This window comes from Spirosoma litoris (assembly GCF_054776755.1).
Genome location: NZ_BAAHBI010000010.1, coordinates 793,818 through 816,230, shown reverse-complemented (window position 1 = coordinate 816,230; position 22,413 = coordinate 793,818). Strand labels below are relative to the sequence as shown.

Below are 22,413 nucleotides of genomic sequence, written 5' to 3'. Positions count from 1 at the left end.
TTTCATTTTTATTATCCGATTTCAAGTGCTTTTAATCAGAAAACGTGCGGTTCTATAACACATTAATTTTTGTCAAAAATCAACAAGTTGTATTATAACAATAAAATCTATTCCTGCAAATCAAGATAGTCCTATAATTTAAAATTATTAGAAAAATACAATTCATGCGTTATTTATAGGGACTTGTTGTACTTTTTCAATAATAGACCCACTAAACTTATATCAAATTGTATTTTTAAATGAATATTCACCCAAATATGGCTTTAAACGAATTATACTATTGCATTAAATCGTGTTTACCCCACACCTTTGTATCAGTTAAAACAAAATTTCAAACCAATGAAAAAGATCCGTTTATCAATCGCTGTACTTTTGTCAGTATGGAGTCTGGCTGGCACAGGAGTTGCCAATGCAGACAATGGTTCAGGAATGGGTGGTGTGAAAGTTGAGAAGTCCGAACAAAAGAAATTACGTGTTTATACAAAGCCGGGAGCAGCGGTTGAATTGGCACTTATTGATGCTGATGGCAACGTTCTCTATCGGGGAATCGTCACCAAAAACAACCAGAAGGCAACCTCGTTCAACCTGAACAGTTTACCCGATGGTCAGTATTTTCTGACGGCTGGTAACAACGCCTGGTGGATGTCGCAAGGGGTGACGATCAAGGCAAACGTTGTTAGCATCGACGAGCGTAATTTACAACAAGTGGCTGAGCCAACGCTAACTGCCTACGAAAAAAACAAATTCGAAGTGGTGTTGCCTTCTAAAAACGTAGACGAATCTATGGTGGCTATCTACGACCCACAGAACGTTCTGGTTCAAGTTGATTCGTTCAAAGGTTCAACTCGCCGTTTCGATTTGTCGAGCTTACCTGCTGGTGCCTATACATTTGTAGTTGGCCCAAATCAGAAGCAGTTCACAACTCGTGTCGATATTCAGCACTAAGCTGAAATAGACAGCGAATCCTGTCAAACTAGTTTAGTACACCTTCTCAACACGTATGGTCAGTCTTTTCGGACAAGCCTGGCCAAACCACTGATTCCGCCCTGTACTTTGTGAAAAGTACAGGGCTTTTTTTATTACAATATAAGGTTAGACTGTGTCAATAACGATGTATTGACCGAATTCAAATAACTTTTATTAAATATAACTTTATCAAGAAAAAGCAAGCACATTCTTGTTCGTTAACTTGTATTAATTTCAGCAATCCGGCAACTAATTCTCGGAAAAATTACATCTCAATAAAAAGTAAAAATAATTATATTTCACAAAAATCAAACTTAAGCCGATTTCATTGACAACACCGTTCCGACGAGTGTACAACTGATTGACGAAACAAAGCAAAGAGAAGCAAGTAATAGGTTGCTCCCATAAAGCGCATAGCCAGAAAGGCCGAGAAGCAAAATGGCAAAAAGCAGAAAAATAAGAGATAGGAATCTTAACAACTTGTTTTTCATGCTACAAATTAACATTTGATGGAATGTGTAGCATTAAAATTACCTATACGCTACTAAATAATAGAAATCAACTACACGCTACTAACGACCATTACGTTAAAAGTGCCCTGATTACCAAGCAAACCAGTGCTGCAGCAATCAAAAGAATGACTGTCCAGGGGCCAGGAATTGGAAGCATTGTTTTACGTTTCATAAAGTAGAGTAGAAACTTCTAACGCTCAGACAATTCGAACCCTAAAAAGTCACATTGTCTCCCTATACAGCCAATTAACGCTCTTTATTTCAGTTGATTGCCGGTCAAGGACAGACACGAGTTAGGTAGTAACTCGTGGTTAGTGAACGAAATAGTTGCCAATAAACCGTGATTATTTTGACCGTTCGTTCAAAACTTAGCCCGGTAATTAATCGATAGTGACTTATTTTACTATTAAAGTCCAACCATTTCCCTGATGGAGGATATATGCTGCATTATTCAGTCTATGGAAGATTTTACCCCTGATCAACGTATTGGTATAATACGAGGCTACTGTACTATGGCCCAGGCTCTGAACGAGTATCAGGTAATACATTGGCCCGAGCTTTCGCATGAACAACATCTGGATCTGAATGCTTACCAGAACAGCTTACTAAATCGGGCACAGGATCTTGAAACGCAGGCATCTCGCCCTGCTTTTGTCAATGCATCGGTTATGGCGACCAATGTTCAACAGGCTACTGCCGATGCACAAGCCAGTCTAAGGCGTATTCGGAACCTTACTCTTGCGCTTAATGTGGGAGCCATTACGGTTGCGCTGGCGGCCTATGTTGCCCGAGCAAATTTGCGGGGGATACAAACGGCCCTACGTGAACTGGGCGATTTGCTTATGCTTGAAAACAAAGTGGAGTAATTGGACCATCCTGAACGGTCCAATTACTCCACAAATCAACTTAGTAAATTCCTACAGAATCAATCCTGAAGGCGATTTTACACCAACCAGTTCCACCTCAAATGTCAACTCCTGCCCTGCCAACGGATGGTTTGCGTCGAGCGTAACATTCGTTTCTGTCAAATCACGAACAATAACCGGGATGGGCCGGGGATTACCATCTTCGTGCATATTGAGGGTCATGCCTACTTCGAGTGGAATATCATCCGGAATATCAGAACGATTCAGGGTAAAAATCATTTCTTCATTAGCGGCTCCATAAGCATCCTCGACAGGAATGTTGATGGTTTTCTTTTCGCCTGGGTTCATGCCTGCTACACCTTCATCGAATCCTTTGATCACCTGACCGCTACCAACTGTAAATTCCAGCGGTGTGCGCCCTGCCGATGAATCAAATATAGTTCCATCAGTTAAAGTGCCTGTGTAATGCACCTGAACGGTGTCACCAGATTTTGCTTGTGCCATAATACAAATGGTTTGTTGTAAACACTGCGGCAAAAATACCGGAACTTCCGACAAGAGTTTACTTTCTCATCAATTTTTACCAACTCGTACTTGGGACTAAAAGTTTGAAGTTTGTAGTTCGTGGTTTGAAGTTAGTCTGCCGAATTGACTTCAAACCACGAACTACAAACTTCAAACTATTTCCCCACAGCTTCCATAAACTTGATACCGGCCAGCGTCATAAGTGGTTGAATTGATTTGGCTTTATCGTTTTTGAAGACGAAATAAATATCGTGAATTCCTTCGGTGTCTTTCAACGCCATTTTAACTGAAGGAACTGGACGCCGAAAAGGATTAGCTGCCGGAGCCGCTCCCGTTGTGCTTCCAGGTTTCGTTGCCGCTCCCGACTCCATCTGGGCCATTAGTTTTGCCATATCGACTTCGGGAGCCAGTTCAACGTTGGCTTCCCCAATCAGCGGCCCTGTTGGCGAGTTCAGATGCACTTCAATAGCGCCCCCCGAACTGCCTTCGCGTCGTTGAGCAGAAGCCTCAAAATCTAACTGTTTTATTCCCGTCAGATCGATACGATAGTAGCCAATGTAGCTATTAGTGTAGGGAATCACGTTCATACCCTTGCCCATTCCCTTTGCTTTTAAATCGGCACCGTGAACGATCGGGGCGTCCGATGCATTCATTTTCGGACTATGCAATACAATCATCCGCTCCGAGGTTTGCATGGGAACGGCTTTGCCACCCCGGTCCGTATACGCTGCCCGCACCAGCACTGAGCCCTGCCCATTATCTCCTTCGGGTATTTTGACACTGTAGTTTCCCTGCATCGGCAGCGAGCTGAACGTTTTATCGTTTATGTTCAGAATGTATTTTACAATGACTTCTGCATCCGCCACCGACATGGCTGGGTGACCGGGCATCGCGACATCGCCCCACACGCCTACCCCGCCACTCCGAATTTTCTTCACCAGCTGATCGGTTGCACCAGCGTTGCCTTTGTACTTCGTTGCAATTGCGGTAAACATAGGCCCAACCGATTTAGTATTGATCTGATGGCATACTTTGCAATCGCTTTGACTAATCAGCGTTTGCGCAACGGCATACTGTGTAGAAGCATCGACACTCCGTTGACTTTGCATGACTTCGGCATAATCAAACCCTTCTGATGTGTAGTCAATACTCATAGCTACTTTGTCGGGCGTAATTTTTCCGGTGGTTAAGTTTCCATCTTCTTTATCGTCTACACTAACCGCATACCGAATGGGTTGACCCGGAAAGAAAAATGTCTTATTGCTAGCCAGGTTAACGGCTACAGCAGGCGGCTCATTGCCAGCAATGATCTTCACTGATTTACTGTTAGCCGCTCCTTTTGAATCAGTTACGGTCAGCATGGCGGTATAAACACCCGCTTTATCGAACGTAACGGTTGGCTCAGCTACCTTGAAAATCTTAGGCGTCATGCCAGGCCCTGTCACTTTCCATTGATAGCTTAGCTTATCCCCATCAAAGTCTTTCGTACCGTTGGTTAACAGTGTTAGATTTAACGGAATAGCCCCTCCTTTCTTACTAGCTGATGCTTCGACGACGGGTTTCCGGTTTCCGCCATTGTACTCGATTCGAACCAGCCGCGCATTATCACTTTTGCGAAACCAGTTACTACCATATTCAAGCGTGTACAAATCGCCATCGGGGCCAAACTTCATATCGATCGGCTCAACAGGATGGTAATTGGGCACTACCCGCTCCATCGATTTGTAATTACCTTCAGCATCCATCGTTACTGCCATGATCCAGCCACGGGAGAAGTCGGTGATAATCCACTTGTTCTCGTAATAAGCAGGCCAGGGGCGTTTGGCTCCTTTAAAATCAGCCTGATGATAAACCGGTCCACCCGTGGCCGAGCGTGAGCCTGTTCCGACCAGCGGAAACTCCTCCGAGACACCGTACGGGTAGTAGATAAACGACGGGGCAACGGGAGGCAACTCTTTCAACCCTGTATTATTGGGCGAATTATTAACAACATGATCGGGGTCTTTTTTCTCCAGCGGCTTTTTCTCAGCATAGTCATAAACCGGAAATGCCTGCCGATTACCAACAAACCACGGCCAGCCAAAATTACCCGGTTTTCGGGCCTGATTCAGTTCATCATAGCCACGGGGGCCAATTTCAGAATCGGCGGTAGCATCAGGACCCACTTCGCCCCAATACACATAGCCGGTCTTGCTATCGATTGAAATCCGCCAGGGATTCCGGTGCCCCATCGAATAAATTTCGGGGCGAGTTTTAGCTGTCCCTTTTGGAAAAAGATTACCCGCCGGAATGGTGTATGTACCATCGGCTTCGGGATGAATACGGAGAATTTTGCCCCGCAGGTCATTCGTGTTGCCGGCATGGCCCTGATCATCCCAACTGCTGCGTCCAAGGCGTTCGTCGGTTTGAGCCGCCTGCTGATTGCCCGTATTGTTTCCCACGGTTAAGTAAAGATTTCCGGCCCGATCCCAGGTCATCCCTCCACCGGTATGACAGCATACCTCCCGTTGCGTAGGTACTTCGATCAGAATTTTTTCGGAGTTATTCACCAATTTATCATCCTTCACCTCCCAGCGAGTCAGCAGGTGCTTTTTCTCCGTTGGATGCGCGTAGTATAGATATAGCCAATGATTGGTCGAGAAATTGGGATCAAGACTCAAACCCATCAATCCCTCTTCGGCTTCCGATACCTTACCTTCTGCCGAAGTGTATTTCGTATTAACGGGTATCGTGGCAATCAAATCGACGGTTTTTGTGATCGGATCATATTTTTTCAAGCCACCTTTTCGCTCGATAATGTAAGCGGTGCCATCTTTCAACACCTCGAACGTCATCGGTTCATCCAGGTCATCGGCCACAAGTACGGGCGTAAAGCGACTATCGTCAGGCTTTTGAGAGGGCGAATCGTCCTGTACAACAAAGGATGCTAACCCCAAAACAAGTACCGCTTGTAACGAAATAGCTAAAGGGCCAACCAAACGCGGACGCCATTTCTTAGCGTTAAACTGTAGATTTTTCATTGGCTTGCGATCAGGCTTGTAGATTTTTCAGATAGGTATAGCTGGTCGTGATGCTCTCGATTGGCTCAGCCGCCATATCTTGCTCAACAAAGAAATACTTTAGACCAGCCGTTTTAGCCGCAGCAAACGCGCTCTTAAAATCGACAACTCCATTGCCCACTTCCGTAATTGTTTTCAGGTCAGCCTTAATATCTTTGGTATGCCATAAGGGGAAACGGCCAGGATGTTCCTTGAATAATTTAACAGGATCTTTACCCGCTTTGACTGCCCAGGCCAGGTCTAATTCCATCTTCACCAGTTCTTTGTCCGTTTGTGACAGAATCAAGTCATAGGGCGTTTTTCCGCCTTCAACTGAGTCAAATTCAGTCGCGTGGTTATGGTAGGCAAACCCAATACCTGCTTTTTTACACGCTTCACCCGTTTTCTGAAACACCTCGATTGACTTTTGAATCTCATCGAGCGTGGCGACGGGTGTACTCGCACAAACCAGATAACTTAATCCACCTTCAGCCGCCTGATCAACAAGTTGTTGGTAATTATCACGCAGGCTGAGCATGGGAGGTATCTTAGAAAAATCCATAGCTGGCCGTGGAGCAGCCCCACCGGCAGCTCCCGTTGTGCTGGCGGGGGGTGTTGGCCGTGGTTTAAACGGTGCGCCCATAGCATGGTGAGCCCGCCAGGTCATGCCCAGCCCTTCGACCAATGCTTTAAATTCTTTCGCTTTATAGCCGTAATACCCTTCCCGTAAGCTAAATGCGGATTCAATTTCCTTATAACCCACAGCCGCTACTTTTTCGAGCGTTCCTTTCGGATCGTCGCTCATGGGGCGAAACAGTGTAAATAACTGAAGCCCAATGGGGCGAGAAGCTACAGAAGAAAACAAGGAATCGGCCTTAGTCAATTCGGGCAATACAAGGCCACCCAGGGTTAAAGCTCCGGCATCGCGAAGAAACGAACGTCTGGTACGCATAGGTAAAAGTTTTGGAGTTTACTAAGACTACAGTTTTTGTATCAAAACAACTGTAATTCGTTCACTACCAAAAACGCAATAGACCGAAGCCCGGAAAATATCGGCAGATCACCCGTTTCAGCCGATGAACAGGTTACTGTCAGGTATAGCCCGGAAATAGTTAAAGGTGGTCAGAAATTGCCCGTTTAGTGAAGTCGCTTTTGACTACACCTGACAATTTCTGACCACCTTTGACTATATCCTGACACTAACCAGGCTTAATATGCTCTGGCAAACACAACGCGTCCTTTGGAGGGCTTACCCGAATAAACACAAACTCCTTCTTCGGCTTCCTGATCAAATGGAATACAACGAATGGTTGCTTTGGTAGCCTCTTTAATGGCTTCTTCGGTTTCGGAAGTTCCATCCCAGTGAGCCATCAAAAAGCCACCTTTCTCAATCTGCTCCTGAAACTGCTCGAATGTATCGACCCGGAAGGTATTATCTTGACGGAAGGTCTTGGCTTTCGCGTAAATCGTCTCCTGAATATCGTCAAGTAACGCTTTAATCCGCTCGGTCAGTCCGTCGAATGGTACCGTTTCTTTCGTTTTCAGATCCCGGCGGGCTATTTCGACCGTGCCATTTTCCAGATCACGACCACCCATTGCTAACCGAACGGGAACTCCACGCAATTCGTATTCAGCAAACTTCCAGCCTGGTTTATTAGCATCCGAATCATCGTATTTCACCGAAACGCCCGCCTTTTTCAGTTCCAGAATCAGTGGTTTGATTTTAGCGGTAATCAATTCCAGTTGTTCTTCAGTACGATAAATTGGCACGATGACGACCTGAATAGGTGCCAGTTTTGGTGGCAATACCAAACCATCATCGTCGGAATGAGCCATAATCAGCGCGCCCATTAAGCGGGTTGACACACCCCAGGATGTACCCCAAACGTAGTCCAGCTGGTTCTGTTTATTCAGGAACTGTACATCAAATGCTTTTGCAAAATTCTGTCCCAAAAAGTGCGACGTGCCCGCTTGTAAGGCCTTTCCGTCCTGCATCATAGCCTCAATACAGAGTGTATCCTCGGCACCAGCAAAACGCTCGTTAGCTGTTTTAGCTCCTTTAATTACCGGTACGGCCATCCACTCTTCGGCAAACTGTGCGTACACATCCAGCATCTGCTGAGTTTCGGCCTGTGCCTCCTCGGAGGTAGCATGGGCAGTGTGTCCTTCCTGCCAGAGAAATTCGGTTGTGCGCAGGAAAATCCGCGTCCGCATCTCCCAACGTACTACGTTAGCCCACTGATTAATTAGCAAGGGCAGATCCCGATACGACTGAATCCAGTTTTTGTAGGTACTCCAGATCACCGTCTCCGATGTAGGTCGCACGATTAGTTCTTCTTCCAGCTTAGCTTCTGGGTCAACAATCACCCCCGAACCATCGTCCGCATTTTTAAGCCGATAGTGCGTCACAACGGCGCACTCTTTCGCAAAGCCTTCTACGTGTGAAGCCTCTTTACTCAGAAATGATTTAGGGATAAATAGTGGGAAATATGCATTTGTATGACCTGTTTCTTTGAACATGTCATCTAAAGCTCGCTGCATTTTTTCCCAGATCGAAAACCCATAGGGTTTAATAACCATACAACCCCGAACAGCTGAATTTTCGGCCAGATCAGCCTTTTTGATTAACTCGTTATACCACTCGGAATAATTTTCACTACGGGACGGAATTGCTTTTGCCATGTGTTGACTCGTCAGGAATGGTTAAGGTGTGGTCAGAGATTGTCAGGAGTAGTCAGGCTTTGTTAGGAGTAGTCAGGGAATGTTAAGAGTGGTCAGGCTTTGTCAATAAATGCTCAGCACTCCTGACTACTCCTGGCCATACTTGACTACACCTGACAACCTTTGACAATTCCTGACAACCTTTGACCCTATTTAACTATTCTTAACTTTTTTTTAAGACGGATTAAACCTTTATGTACAAAATGGAATCTAACTAAAAGATAACTTGCAAAGATAGGTTTTTACTCTATTTTTGTAATCAAACCTGTCATTCTAGTGTTATAGATTAAAATGGCAGTTTTTATGAGTTTTTGTTACTTTAATTCCCTTGCCAAATGAAAACGCAACGACTATATTCTTATCTGACGTTGGCTGCTCTGTTTAGTATCTGGAGTTGTACCTCCAGCCGCCAGACTGCGCAGAACACCAGCGAAGCGGATGATCTGTATGGTGTTTCTGGTAATGCACCTGTATATGCCAGCAATCGACAGTCGGATGGTTACAGTGGCCAGCAGTCGAGTCGTTCACTCCAACGCTACGACCGCCAGCAGCAACGTTCCCTCCGCAATGCCAATCCTGATTACGTCGACGATCAGCAGTATGGTGCAACGGGCACGAACAACACCGATGAGTATTACACCGAATTAAGTGCCCGTAAACTAAATCGGGGTCTCTCGCCCGATCCAGGCTGGAACGACAATAGTTCAAACGCTTATAATTCAGGTTTTGTAAATGGCTACAATGCCGCTACAACATCGGCTTACAGCTGGAACCGTTGGGGCTACAACAATACAGGCTTCTACAGCGGTCTTGGTTTAGGATTGGGCATGGGGATGGGTTTTGGTGGTTACGGCTACAACAGCTTTGGATTTGGCTTCGGCAGTCCATTCTATTCGCCGTTCTACTCTCCTTTCTATGGCAGTGCTTTTGCTTACAGCCCATTCTATTCACCATTCGGCTACGGTTCATTCTATGATCCGTTCTATAGCTCCTATGCGTATGGTGGTTATTACAGTCCATTCTATTCATCGTACTACGGCGGAGGATATTATGGTGGCCCCTACGTTAACAATGCTTACGTAGTTGGTGCTGACCCATACCGCACCCGGACCTATGCCCGAACAGCCGATCGTTCGGCAGGGCGTTATTCAGCTCCTTTTGATAACTCGGCTCGGACATATAATCCAGCAGGGGGCCGCACGAGCGCTAACTCTGGCGCAACGTCGAGAAGTGATGGATACTATGCTCGTCCTAGCGGTGGTAGCAATCGTGGAAGTTACTACTACGACAACAGTTCGAGCAGTAACGGACGGACTAGCACCAACACAGTAGCTCCTTCTTATAACAGCGGCTCCAGCAATGGCAACAGCGAATACTACGCTCGGCCACGTGAGAGCAATCGGGGTAGCTACACCCCTTCGACCAGTGGTTCTACCTATAGCAGCGGTAGCGGCCGAAGCAGTTATCAGCCAAGCTACCAACAGCCATCTTCGTCTTATCAGAGCCAAAACGGCCGGGGTAGCTATAGTCAACCTCAGCAGAGTTACAGCCAGCCAAACTACAGCCAGCCCAGCCGTAGTTATAGCGCACCAAGCTTCAGCGCTCCTTCGGGAGGTGGTGGATTCTCGGGTGGTGGCGGTGGTCACTCAGGCGGTGGCGGACGTGGCCCACGCTAACAGGAATTAAATTATAAATAAAAATCCCCGCTGATTAGACAATCGGCGGGGATTTTCGTTTTGTATGTGTTGTGGAGCTCACATATTTGTAATGGGGTAATTAAACGTTTACAGAGTAATCTGTTCTAAGAACTAGTTCGTAGCGTAGATTTGAAGCCATTTGCACTCCACCTATTCGCTTTATAAAGCTTTATGAATATGAATAAACATTCCTTTTTTACAGTAGCTTTCATGGTCGCATCTCATCTGGCCTTTAGCCAGGGAGCTGCTTTTGATTATGCCGATGATGCTTTTCGCTACTCCGATTTTAATCAAAATGGCACCGCTCGTTTCCGGGGCATTGGTGGTAACCACACAGCGTTGGGGGGTGATGCCAGCAACTTAGGGGGCAACCCGGCCGGTTTAGCCTTCTATAACCGTTCGGAACTTAGCATTAGTCCGATGTTTACATCGGCTAACAATCAGAGCACGTTTTTAGGTCAACAGACAACCGGCAGCAGCGGCAAAGTCAGCATTGGGCAATTGAGCCTTATTTTGCCCGGAAAAAACAACAACGGCAGTAGCCGCTGGCGCCGAAGTTCGTTTGGTGTAGGCTACTCGCAGTCAGCGAACTTCTTTGACTACGTTGATGCCCGTGGTTTAAATAACAACCCAAACTCGTCTATTGCGCAGACCTATGTTAATTCGGCCAATGCAGCGCAGTACAGTGAAACGGAATTAATCAACGGGTTTTATCCGAATGACCGTCAGGCCGATTTTAAAGAGGCTGCGGCCTACGGTTTGTTCCTGATCAACCCGACCACAACCACAAATCCAAGTTATTCAGGCCCGCCTTATACACGGTATGATGCCACTACGCAGAAAGATCAACGCTCAACCATTACTCGCTCGGGCGCTCACTCCCAATGGACATTCGCCTATTCGGGAAACCTGGACGACAAGCTGTACATTGGTGGCTCCATTGCCTTAACCCACCTGAAGTATGATTCGCAGGTCGTTTTTCTGGAAACGCCTGTAAATGGGAAAACCTTTGCGAACTACGGCCAGACGAATGGCTTAAGTGTACGAGGCAACGGGATCAACGCTACGTTTGGTCTTATCTATAAACTAGTTCCGCAACTTCAGGTAGGTGCAACAATCGTTACCCCTACTTTCAGTAGCGCCAACGAAACATTTAGCCAAACTCTGACAGCAGTCGCCAAAGACCCTAATCTGCAACTGAAGACCAACTATGTCGATGTGGTTGATCCGTCGAATGATTTTACGTATTCGCTACAAACCCCATTGCGGGCATCAGGTGGTGCTACCTACTTTATCGGTAATGGGAAAATTGGCTTCCTGACCGCAACAGCAGAGTATGTGAATTACCAGGGAATGCGGGTACGTACCTCATCTTTCACGAACGCGCAGGACAACACCGACTTTAAAAACGATGTAAAGCGCTTTGTTCAGGATACCTATCAAAATGTGATCAACATTCGGGCGGGTGCCGAAATTCGGGCGGGTCTTCTTCGTTTACGGGGCGGAGTAGCCTATTTGCCGAGCGCTTATAAAATCGACCTGGATCGAGTAGCCAAAGCTGACCGTTCTAAACTGCTCCTTACTGCCGGATTAGGCGTCCGAAATGATCGTTTTTTTGCTGACGTATCAGGCTCTTACCTAACATACAAATCGGGTTACTCTCCTTTTGAGTTACCCAGCAGTGCTGATACACCGACGGTTGCTACCAGCAATCGCAACACAAACCTTATGCTATCGCTGGGTGTATTTTTCTAAACATCAGCCCATTATACTACCGAAAAAGGCGGCCATCTGGTCGCCTTTTTCGGTTTCACACCTCACGAAAATTCTCAGTCTAAAACAGGTACGATTGAGCCACAAACCAGTATGTATACTCAGTGGCCGGGCTGTAGACAACGACAAGACTACCAGGATGGCTGCGCTTATCATTGTAGCATGTTGTGTATGTATAAACAATTATTTTTCAGTGCTTTAATCTGGCTGAGCACGCCTTCATTCGCCCAGCAGTCCGACGTTTTTACGGTTAAAAGCCGGGGAGCTAAAGGGGATGGCCATACGCTGGATACCGAAGCCATTCAGAAAACTGTTGACGAATGCGCTGCTCAGGGAGGGGGAACGGTTTTCTTTCCGACAGGAAAGTACGTTACGGCAACCATTTTTCTGAAAGACAACGTAACGCTGGAGATTCCTGCCAGTACCACCCTAGTTGGCGCTCCCGATATACGCCAGTATCCGGTCATTACACCAACCATTTCCTACTACGGCAGTGAGCATATTCACTTTGCACTTTTTTATGCCGAAGGTCAAAAAAATATTACCCTGAAAGGGCAAGGTACGATTGATGGGCAAGGAAGCGCATTTACTGATAGCTCGCCGTTCTTCCCAAAAAATTACAACTGCCGACCATTTCTACTTTGGTTTGTTAACGTAAAAGGGTTAACGATCAGCGGCCTGCATCTGCGAAATTCAGGGTTTTGGATGCAACATTACTTAAACTGCGAAGATCTGCTAATCGATGGCATTGAGGTGTTTAATCATAGCAATAAAAACAATGATATGATGGACATCGACGGTTGTAAAAACGTACGGATTGTGAATTGCCTTGGCGATAGCGACGACGATGGCATTACCTTGAAGAGCATGAATGAAAAGCCCGTCGAGAATGTCGTGATCAGCAATTGTATGCTCAGTAGCCACTGCAATGCCATTAAATGCGGCACCGAGTCGTCGGGTGGGTTTCGGAATATTGCCATTACCAATTGTGTAGTCCGGCCTTCTGCCATTTCAGACAAGGCTATTTACGGTAATCCTCAGGGCAATAGTGGTATAACACTGGCCAGTGTAGATGGCGGTCAACTGGATGGCATCGTCATCGACAATATCCGAATCGATGGGCCTCAGGTACCCATTTTTCTGCGACTTGGCAACCGGGCAAGGCCGTATAAGAAAGATCAGGGTGAGGTTCCGATAGGTACATTCCGGAATGTGCAGTTATCGAATATCGTGGCTACTGGAGCATCTAAGCTGGGGTGTTTAGTGGCTGGTTTACCTAATCATGAACTCGATAATGTGCATTTGTCGAATATTTCCATTTCGTTTGCTGGAGGTGGCACCTTGGCGGATGCTCAGCGAGCTCTGCCGGAGAATGAGAAGAAATATCCAGATGCGGAGCAATTTGGCGTAAACAATGCCTATGGTTTTCAGGTACGCCATGTCCGCAACTTTTCGCTGCGTAACCTACACTTGTCCTATCAAAAATCGGATGATCGGCCAGCCATTGTGCTTAACGATGTGGATCAGGCAATAGTGGATGGCGTTACAGCGATGCATTCGGCCCAAAGTGAAGCTTATATCCGCGTAACAGCCAGCAAGAAAGTACGCATTGCGAATTGTCAGCCCAGGCTCCAGTCGACAGGTTCTATGTTTCTGCAACTGGAAACAATCCCACAGACCGACCTTGTATTAATAGGAAATGATCTCCGAGGCTTTCAGAAACCAACTAAATTGACTAAGAAATACGCCGTTTGGGTTGGCAATATCGGCCAGTAGCTGTGATAACCCACCATCTGATAGAACTTCTTTAGAAAAATCTGGACTTTCCAGCAAACTAGTTTGGACTTTTCAACAAATCACAATTTCATAACATGGCTGAACTTTGCAGTATCAAACGTTCAATCATGACATGGAAACTCAACAAACCGTATTAGTAACTGGAGGTTCAGGATTTATTGCATCTTATTGCATCATTGCGTTACTCAAGAGTGGGTATAAAGTAAAAGCTAGCCTTCGCTCACTCAACAAATCTGAGCTGGTAAAACAAATGCTGAAAGAAGGCGGCTTGCGTTCAGTTGAGGGGTTATCTTTTGCAGAAGCTGATTTAGAAAATGAAGCGAGTTGGGAAAACGCAACGGAAGGTTGCCAGTATGTTATTCACGTAGCGTCGCCCACACCTCATACGGACGCAAAAACAGAAGATGATTTCGTTATCCCGGCCCAAAACGGGGTACTGTTTGTGCTTCGGGCAGCCAGGAAAGCAGGCGTAAAACGAGTGGTACTTACGTCGGCGTTTGGTGCAGTGGGTATGGGTACCGTAAAAACTACTCCGTACACGGAAGAAGACTGGACAGTGCTGAACGAAACCGTGGCTCCTTATCAAAAATCGAAAACCATTTCGGAAAAAGCAGCCTGGAATTTTATAGAAACGGAAGGTGCCGGGATGGAACTTGCCGTAGTAAATCCTACAGGTGTGCTAGGTCCCGTTTTATCGGACGACTTTTCACACTCCATTCAAAATATTAAACTGATGCTGAATGGTGGTATGAAAGCCTGCCCTAAACTAATTTCGGGGTACGTGGATGTTCGTGACGTTGCCGACTTGCATTTGAAAGCGATGACAATGCCTCAGGCAAACGGACAACGCTTTATTGCCGTTGCCGGAGACGGTTTTTCGCTATTGGATATAGCCCAAGTGCTCCGGAAAAATCTGGGCGAAAAAGCCACGACTGTCCCAACCAGAGAATTACCGAATTGGCTCATTAAATTACTGGCCCTATTCAATCCGAAACTCAAAGCGGTTGAGCCGTATTTAGGCATGGTAAAAAGAGCAAGTAGTGAAAAAGCCATCTCAAAACTAGGCTGGAAACCACGTTCTACCGAAGAGGCAATTTTAGCGACTGCCACTAGTTTGATCAACTTAGGTATTGTAAAAACTAAATAGCCATGAAACTGATCATCACCGGTGCAACAGGATTAGTAGGCGAAGGTGTTTTGCTGGTTTGCCTGGAAAACCCTGTAGTAACAGAGGTACTTATCATTAATAGACGGTCACTGGCCCGCAAACACGAAAAGCTAAGCGAGTTGATTGTAAACGATTTTTCAGACATCAACAAGTACAGTACGCAACTGAAAAAATATGACGCCTGCTTCTTTTGCGCTGGTGCCAGTTCTATCGGCGAAAATGAAGCATCGTTTACCAAAAAGACGTATGATTTTGTCGTTCCATTTGCCAAAACGCTCTCAGAAATTAACCCAGCAATGACCTTCATCTATGTCTCAGGAAATCGTACCGACAGTACTGAACAGGGTAAAGTTATGTGGGCAAGAGTAAAAGGGCGAACCGAAAATGCGTTACTGAAATTACCTTTTAAAGCTGTATATGCTTTTCGGCCTGGATTTATGAAACCGGTAAAAGGACAACAGAATGTGCGACTGATTTACCGTGTTTTCGAAGCTTTTTATCCGTTGTGGCTATCCATTCTTCCTAACTGGACCTGCACCATGCGGGAAGTTGGGTTGGCCATGATTAACTGCGTAGCCAAAGGATATAGCAAATCTATTTTGGAAGTACAGGATATAAAATTGCAGGCGAAGCAATGAAGATAACGGAAATAAAATCGTGTTTCGTAGGCCCGGCTATTTCGCCGGAGCAATTCATTACCGAACATTTCTTTTTGTTTTTGGCAAAAGGAACCATGAACGGTTATGACGGTAACAAACACTATATACTCAGCCCCGGCGAAAGCTGCCTGGTTCGTAAAAACAGACTGGCACGCTACAACAAAATAAAAACGAACAACGAGTTCGAAAAAGTAATTATCTTTTTTGATGAACCATTTTTGAAAAATTTCCAGCAAAAACATACCATAACGTTAAAAAAGCACCCGTCAAAAGATGCGTTCATTCGGATCAAAAAAGATAAATTAATCAACAGCTTTCTGCTTTCGCTGGAACCTTACTATAATGGTTCCGGCATTATCAGCACTACTTTTTCTGACTTAAAACGAGAGGAATTATTGCTGATCCTCCTGGCATTACAGCCCGAATTATCAGACGTGTTATTTGATTATGGCGTTCCCGGCCGAGTAGATCTGGAAGCGTTTATGCAAAAGAATTATAAGTTCAACGTAAACGTGAAGCGCTTTGCCTTCCTTACCGGGCGAAGTTTGTCGGCCTTCAAAAGAGACTTCAAAACCATTTTTGATGAAACACCCAATCGCTGGCTGGTGAAACGACGGTTACAGGAAGCCCGTTTCCTGATTGAAGAAAAAGGGCAAAAATCCACAGATATTTATCAGGATCTAGGATTCGAAGATTTATCGCATTTTTCATTTGCCTTTAAAAAGGAGTTTGGCGCAACAGCAACAGAACTTTCTGAATCTGGCAATCCTCCACAATAGCAAAAGGCGACCACTTGGTCGCCTTTTGCTATTGTGGAGGATTCAGTGAAACCTCTATAACCCACTAATTATCCGGGCGTAGCCATTGTTGGCCAAATTCGCGTCATAACTCATCGTTAGGTCATCCGCTACGTTTACAGTGATGTTGGAGGTACTGCCGGAGCTGGCGGTTGTCCGAGTGATACTAAACCCTAAGCGGGAGGTACCTCCTGCACTAATAAAGGCCCCCGAATTCATCGTCAAAGTCATCTGACGCCCCGCCAGCGTATTCGATACTGTCCATTGCGAGTTGTTCACCGTTGTGGTTGTGCCCCCCGTTACATTAATACTTGTCTGGCCGGGGGCAAAAGAAAGTGTATAGCCCACAGGTACCGTCACGGTAATCCGAACATTCCCTGATGAGGTAGGCAAGCCACCCACTTCGTACACGTTCACAACGAAATTACCTACAGAAGCCGTACCCGAACTGGTAAAGTTAGCTTCTGGCAAATCCAACGTTACGGTCAAATCAGCTCCCGCTACCGGAACGCTGGCCGTAGCCGTACAACTACCAGGGCTGGTGAGTGTAACCGAATACGTTCCGCTGGACGTAACCGAGATCACTTGCGAAGTAGCCCCAGTAGACCATTTATACGTCCCTGTCCCTACAGCAGTTAGACTAACCGTTGGGTTCGCTTGACTTAGCGTGTACGAACTCGGGTTAATGCTGAGCGATGGAGTTGCCGTATTGCTACTCACGGTTGTACTTGCAACACTGGAACAACCTACTTCGCTATCCGTAACCGTTACCGAATAAACACCGGCGGCATTCACCACAGCAATGCCCATTCCACCATCTTGACTCACAATACCAGGGCCACTAAAGACAGCAAAATCAGTCTCCCCAACACTTAGCGTCAAGCTTGTTTGTCCGCAAGTAAGTGTTCCACCATTGCTAGCTGTCAGCGTGAACGCAGGTGGCGCAGTGATAACCATTTCATACGTATCCGAAGCGGATTGACCATTACTACTTACCGTTAGGGTGAAGGTTTGAAAGCCCGACATTGTTGAAATCAATGTCTGTGAAAATGCCGAGCTACTGCTGGTACCAGGTATGTTGATAGAACCATTCGTAAGTGTGAAGTTATAACTGCCTGTTACGTTGCCTACTGTTGCCGTAAAGGTTAGCCGATTGCCTACACAAGATGGGTCAGGGTTGGCCGTTAAACCTGTTACGGTTGGAACGGCGTTGGTTACGGTTATCACATACGACCCACCAACCCCTGAACAACCGTTAGCATCGGTTGCCCGTACCGTTATGGTAAAGCTCCCTGTCGCTGTGGGCGACCCTGAAATGGTACCATTGGTAGCCAGACTCAAACCATCGGGTAAGCTACCGCTATTAATACTGAAGCTATACGGCCCTGTTCCACTAGAAGCCGTCACTGTTTGACTGAACGCTGTACCTACTGTAGCCACATTGGTGGCAGGATTACTGACCACAACTGTAGCCGTATTGCTCGTGACAGTTGTGGTTGCCGAGGCTGAACATCCGTTGGCCCCCGTTACAACAACCGTATACGTACCTGCCTGATTGACCGTGGCCGTCGTGCTACCCTGTGCTGTTACACCCGGCCCACTAAATACATAATTGGTCCCGCCGGTACTACTACCCGTTAGTGTAACGGTCGTGGTCGTACAGCTTAACGGACCACTAGCGGTCAGGTTTACATTCTGAGGAGGTGCTGTACTGCCAGTAACTGTAGTTGTAGCACTCGCCGAACAACCATCCGCACTCGTTACTACGACGGTGAATGATCCTGTCTGGTTAACGGTAGCCGTATTACTGTTCTGGCCTGTTATGCCCACGCCACTGAAAACGTAACTCGTTCCACCCGTACTGGTTGCGGTGAGGGTAACTGTTGTGGTATTACAGCTCAGCGTGCCGCTTGGTGTTAAACTTATATTTTGCGGAGAACTCCCAACCGTAAGCGTAGCACTGGCAGATGTTGCCGATGTAGCTCCGGTTACAATAGCACGGTACTGATTTCCATTCAGGCCAGCTACATTCGATATAACCAAAGTAGCCGATGTTACGCCTGAATAAGGTGCCGTATTACTTAAATTTCCCCAATTGCCACCACTGAATAGTTGCCACTGGTAACCTGTTGCATCATTGCTTGCTGCAACCGTAAACGTAGTACCCGAACCAGCACAGGCTGTTTTACTGGCAGGCTGCCCTGTAATTTGGGTTGTAACAACGCTGAGCGTGCATTGAGTAGATAGGAACGCAGGAGGAATCGGGATGGATGAGTCGGAGTTGTCGTTATTATTTGTGATCCAGTTCGATGCTGTATTAATTGCTGTGCGTAACGAAGCTGCCCCAGTCGATGACGTTGAGCAATTATAATAAGCCGAGAAAGCATCATCCCCTGCATTATAAATAGCAACATTACTATTACTCAACGCAGCTGGCAAAACAGATTGAGTGGCCGTGTAATCACAAGGTTGCAGCGATGCATCCCAGTTTTTGTTGATACTGATACCAGCAATCAATGCAGGTGAAGCGAATGTACCCTGGTAAGCGAAAATTTGATCACCACCAGTCGGTAACGACATATAATAGGTTTGTCCAGCAGAGGTTTGCACCCCAGTGGCGGTACCAACATTAGCCGAGGGATTGTATTTACATTTAACAGTTATCTGTCGCCCAGCCGTGTAAGCCGCTGTAGCTGACCAGCTTACAATACCATCAACTCTGGAACCATGATTACCAGCGCCACATGTTGCCGACCCAAATGTTTCCTGAAACTTACCCGCTGATGTCCAGCCATAATCGGTAAAATTAATGACCGTACCACTGGCAATATCTTTTAGCAGGACGAAGGTGAATTCATCATTTTGAGTACCGCCAGAACCATCATCGGCGCTTATGTAGCGCACAAAGGCAATATCGCCAGCGGCCAGGGTTGTTTGAGCGAACAAGGGCTTCGCTGAGCTGGCGGTCAGTGCTACCACAAAAAGAAAGCGAAGTAGAAAAAAGTAATTGTTTTTCATACAAGAGGGACGTTTAATGGGTTTGGATAGCCAATTAGTCAGGAAGGCCCACGTCGGCAAACTGTGTCCTTTTTAGGGTATGTAAATTCATTAAATGCATAAGTACTGATTTCTCCAGCCTGTCGTTTCACCCTGGGGTATTGTCGATAGCCAACGCTGGCGTTCAGTCTCAAGGTCATCAACTTGTGCTAATTCACCCAGTCGGCATTTACCCGTTTCATCGGTCACAATGGTGGTCCGGTAAAATGGGCCAAACGAAAAGTGAGTAGCTGCATCAAAAGCAATTGGCCCACGAGGCCCGTCCAGTCGAATCGTGGTTAAACGCGAAAAATCCGTTGGCGAACTGGTTGCCAGCCAATCGGCCAGAATCAGGCCACCCTCCCAGGCCAGCATCGAAAAAATGGTTGGTTGACGACCAACCCGACGAATAGCCTCTATAAACGCACGGTTAGCTGGCAAATCCAGATGCTCCGACCAGGCCACGAACCCCGTGATTCCGTTAACAGTCCCCTCCACGGTCGATAGCCATTGTTCTTCCAGCAAAAATGGAGACGCATATACGGGTACCTGATTTTGTATTGATTGGTAATGTTTTAGAAACAGGGCACCCAGATCGCCACAAAAAAGCGCAGTTATTGCATTGACAGTTGCATTATTCAGCGTAGTTTGTATGTTGTCCAGACTGAATAGCTCCGGGCGGTGCGAACTAATAAAATACTGAGCCGTTTGTCCGCCCTCCGCATGCAGTCCCTGCTGGGCCGCTACCTGGCACGCCGGATACCCCGCATCATAGAACGAGGTTGCCATAATGGCACTCCCCTTTTGTTCATCAGCCGCTGCCCGAGCCGTCAACCAACACCCCAAACTGGTTTGTAGTGAATGATAAAATACGGGTTGACCGGTTGTCGAACGGTTTGTGAACGGATCAACATCGCCCAATACATCGAGCACAAAAAGCAATCGGTTTGCAGCCACAAATAGAGGTGCTACTTCATCGCCCAACCGTCGCTCCATAAAGGCAATAACAACATCGACGCCCTGCAATAATAACTTCTCGGCCTTTTCGTGTACCTCTGTCGGCTCAGTACCAAAACCGATGTTCTCCACAGTAAACGAAACGTCTGTCAGCCCCCGATGAGCCATCCCCGTCTTGATACCCTCCAGCAAATCAAAACTCAACCCAGGATATAACGTTGAGCGTGGCACCAGAAATCCAAATTTACTCATCAGCTTCTAGTTACGAGCCGGGTAAACTCCCTGCAAAAAAATGATATAATTCATCGACAAGTACGATTGCTCAACACTAAACGGCAGACCACCACCTGCTTGACCTACGGTTACTGTAAGTGGGCCCATCAGGCTATCGTCGACGGAGTTATAATTACGTTTTGTACCCGAATTCGCATACACGTTATTAGGCGCTGTATTGACGGTTCCAGCTGCCGACGATGCCCCTGGATTAATATTACCGAGTGCGTGAGTATGAGCAGGCATTTGATTGATGGTGAGGGTACGCGTTATAGAGCCATCAGTTTGCCCAATCTCATAGGTCGATAAACCAGGCCCATTTCCAACCCCAACAGGAATACGACCACGCAGGTCGGGCAAAGCAAAGGTGGTCTGCCCATTGCCTCCATAGTAAGTCCCGATTAAAGAGAATAAGGCCGTATTTGAGGCAATACTCAAAATTTGCCCCTGACAAAAAGCAGTCCCCCTCATGGCGAAGTTGCCGGCAAAAATCTTGATGACAGCTATGTATTCTTCCATACGACTAAAAGGTTATTCAGATTAAGGTTTAATTGCGGGAAGGAAATAGACCAGATACACAAATAATAAAATTGACCGCCTGGTAAGGTTGCATAACACTGAACGGTTGACTGTTTCCTGCGGTACCGGTGACTCCTGTAAATCGAGGTGAATCGTTCGTAGTACCGTAATTTTTTCGACTACCTGTACTCGAAGACACATTCCCTATAGGATTGGCTGAATCGCCCGTGTCGGATGAAGAGCCTGGATTTAGCGTCCCAGTCACTACGTGCGTGTGACTAGGAAGGTTACTGCTTATCAATGTTTGCGTTTGTGCAACGTTTTGCTGCCCCTGCACATAATTGGCAAGCCCTGGCCCCTGTCCGGTGCCGATACATACTTTACCTCGTAAATCGGGCAACGCAAAGGTGGTTGTCCCATTGCCCCCGTACGTAGTTCCAAGTAAGGCGAACAGGGCTGTGTTTGTCGAAATATTTAATAGTTGCCCATTGCACATCAGAAAATTCCTTGGGGCGAAATTCCCACCAAAAAGCTGGATTATTGCCAGATATTCAGTCATGGTATAATTTAGTTTAATTCCGAGATGGAAAAATGCCTTCTAAAACGAAAATGTAGTTAACGGCTAAATAGGGCTGAATAAGGGAGATCGATGACTGATTCCCCCCTGTTGAAGCAAGTGTAATACTCCCCTGATAGGGCGCCATACTGCCATTTCCCGTAGGACTGTAGTCATTTTCAGTACCCGTTTGAGCCGGATACTTGCCTTCAGGGTTTCCTGATGTACCTGCACCACTACTAGCTCCTGTTAAAGTAAGCGAATGGGTATGTGTTGGTAAATTATTGGCCGTTAGCGTTACATTTTCCTGGCCGCTCATCTCTCCAATAATGAAATTTGACCCACCCGGAGCTTGTCCGATATGGATGGGCGATCTGCCCTGCAAATTAGGAACACCAAAGGTAGTTATGCCGTCGCCCCCAAACGTAGTGCCAACGATGGAAAAGACAGCTGTGTATTCGGCAATAGGTAACAGTTGCCCCCGACAAAAGATCGTTCCTCTGGGGGCAAAGTTGCCAGCAAAGATTTTGATAAGCGCTATGTATTCATTCAT

General features: G+C 46.5%; 17 protein-coding genes. 8 read left to right on the top strand and 9 right to left on the bottom strand.

The window, feature by feature from the left end:
• The first annotated feature begins 339 nt into the window (after positions 1–339).
• Positions 340–945, top strand: a complete 606-nt coding sequence (locus ACYVGR_RS09900) for a T9SS C-terminal target domain-containing protein (RefSeq protein WP_460956018.1) — start codon at positions 340–342, stop codon at positions 943–945.
• Between the two features lie 1,045 nt (positions 946–1,990).
• Positions 1,991–2,344, top strand: coding sequence for a hypothetical protein (locus ACYVGR_RS09895; protein WP_460956016.1), 354 nt, complete (start codon positions 1,991–1,993; stop codon positions 2,342–2,344).
• Between the two features lie 51 nt (positions 2,345–2,395).
• Here the strand turns inward: ACYVGR_RS09895 and ACYVGR_RS09890 are convergent, their stop codons facing one another.
• From ACYVGR_RS09890 to proS, 4 genes are all read right to left on the bottom strand, one after another.
• Positions 2,396–2,848: an FKBP-type peptidyl-prolyl cis-trans isomerase gene (locus ACYVGR_RS09890; protein ID WP_182463062.1), complete on the bottom strand. Its 453-nt coding sequence runs from the start codon at positions 2,846–2,848 to the stop codon at positions 2,396–2,398.
• Between the two features lie 176 nt (positions 2,849–3,024).
• Positions 3,025–5,889 carry a PQQ-dependent sugar dehydrogenase gene (locus ACYVGR_RS09885; RefSeq protein WP_460956013.1) on the bottom strand — a complete coding sequence of 955 codons (2,865 nt, stop codon included), beginning with the start codon at positions 5,887–5,889 and terminating at the stop codon, positions 3,025–3,027.
• A 10-nt stretch (positions 5,890–5,899) separates the two neighbouring features.
• Entirely contained in the window at positions 5,900–6,859 is a 960-nt protein-coding gene (locus ACYVGR_RS09880) for a sugar phosphate isomerase/epimerase family protein (protein ID WP_460956011.1), read from the bottom strand.
• A 257-nt stretch (positions 6,860–7,116) separates the two neighbouring features.
• Positions 7,117–8,589, bottom strand: coding sequence for a proline--tRNA ligase (gene proS, locus ACYVGR_RS09875; RefSeq protein WP_460956009.1), 1,473 nt, complete (start codon positions 8,587–8,589; stop codon positions 7,117–7,119).
• A gap of 374 nt (positions 8,590–8,963) precedes the next feature.
• Between proS and ACYVGR_RS09870 the strand changes: the two genes are divergently transcribed.
• From ACYVGR_RS09870 to ACYVGR_RS09845, 6 genes are all read left to right on the top strand, one after another.
• Positions 8,964–10,304: a hypothetical protein gene (locus tag ACYVGR_RS09870; protein WP_460956007.1), complete on the top strand. Its 1,341-nt coding sequence runs from the start codon at positions 8,964–8,966 to the stop codon at positions 10,302–10,304.
• Between the two features lie 198 nt (positions 10,305–10,502).
• Positions 10,503–12,080, top strand: coding sequence for a hypothetical protein (locus ACYVGR_RS09865; protein ID WP_460956005.1), 1,578 nt, complete (start codon positions 10,503–10,505; stop codon positions 12,078–12,080).
• A gap of 189 nt (positions 12,081–12,269) precedes the next feature.
• On the top strand, positions 12,270–13,874 hold the full coding sequence (locus ACYVGR_RS09860; protein WP_460956003.1) for a glycoside hydrolase family 28 protein: 1,605 nt from the start codon (positions 12,270–12,272) through the stop codon (positions 13,872–13,874).
• A gap of 133 nt (positions 13,875–14,007) precedes the next feature.
• A complete protein-coding gene (locus tag ACYVGR_RS09855) occupies positions 14,008–15,042 on the top strand; it encodes an SDR family oxidoreductase (RefSeq protein ID WP_460956001.1) in 1,035 nt (344 codons plus the stop codon).
• A 2-nt stretch (positions 15,043–15,044) separates the two neighbouring features.
• Positions 15,045–15,701, top strand: a complete 657-nt coding sequence (locus tag ACYVGR_RS09850; RefSeq protein WP_460955999.1) for an NAD-dependent epimerase/dehydratase family protein — start codon at positions 15,045–15,047, stop codon at positions 15,699–15,701.
• Positions 15,698–16,501, top strand: coding sequence for a helix-turn-helix domain-containing protein (locus tag ACYVGR_RS09845; protein ID WP_460955997.1), 804 nt, complete (start codon positions 15,698–15,700; stop codon positions 16,499–16,501). The genes ACYVGR_RS09850 and ACYVGR_RS09845 overlap by 4 nt, the downstream gene beginning before the upstream one ends.
• A 54-nt stretch (positions 16,502–16,555) precedes the next feature.
• Here ACYVGR_RS09845 and ACYVGR_RS09840 read toward each other — a convergent pair whose 3' ends face one another.
• The 5 genes from ACYVGR_RS09840 to ACYVGR_RS09820 form a co-directional block, all read right to left on the bottom strand.
• Positions 16,556–19,537 (bottom strand): beta strand repeat-containing protein, encoded by a 2,982-nt coding sequence (locus ACYVGR_RS09840; protein WP_460955995.1) that lies wholly within the window; start codon positions 19,535–19,537, stop codon positions 16,556–16,558.
• A 90-nt stretch (positions 19,538–19,627) separates the two neighbouring features.
• A complete protein-coding gene (locus ACYVGR_RS09835; RefSeq protein WP_460955993.1) occupies positions 19,628–20,764 on the bottom strand; it encodes an ABC transporter substrate-binding protein in 1,137 nt (378 codons plus the stop codon).
• Positions 20,765–20,770: 6 nt separating this feature from the next.
• The gene (locus ACYVGR_RS09830) at positions 20,771–21,304 is read right to left on the bottom strand and encodes a phage tail protein (protein ID WP_460955991.1); all 534 of its coding nucleotides are present in this window, start codon (positions 21,302–21,304) and stop codon (positions 20,771–20,773) included.
• A gap of 28 nt (positions 21,305–21,332) precedes the next feature.
• The gene (locus ACYVGR_RS09825) at positions 21,333–21,863 is read right to left on the bottom strand and encodes a phage tail protein (protein WP_460955989.1); all 531 of its coding nucleotides are present in this window, start codon (positions 21,861–21,863) and stop codon (positions 21,333–21,335) included.
• Positions 21,864–21,876: 13 nt separating this feature from the next.
• A complete protein-coding gene (locus ACYVGR_RS09820; protein ID WP_460955987.1) occupies positions 21,877–22,413 on the bottom strand; it encodes a phage tail protein in 537 nt (178 codons plus the stop codon).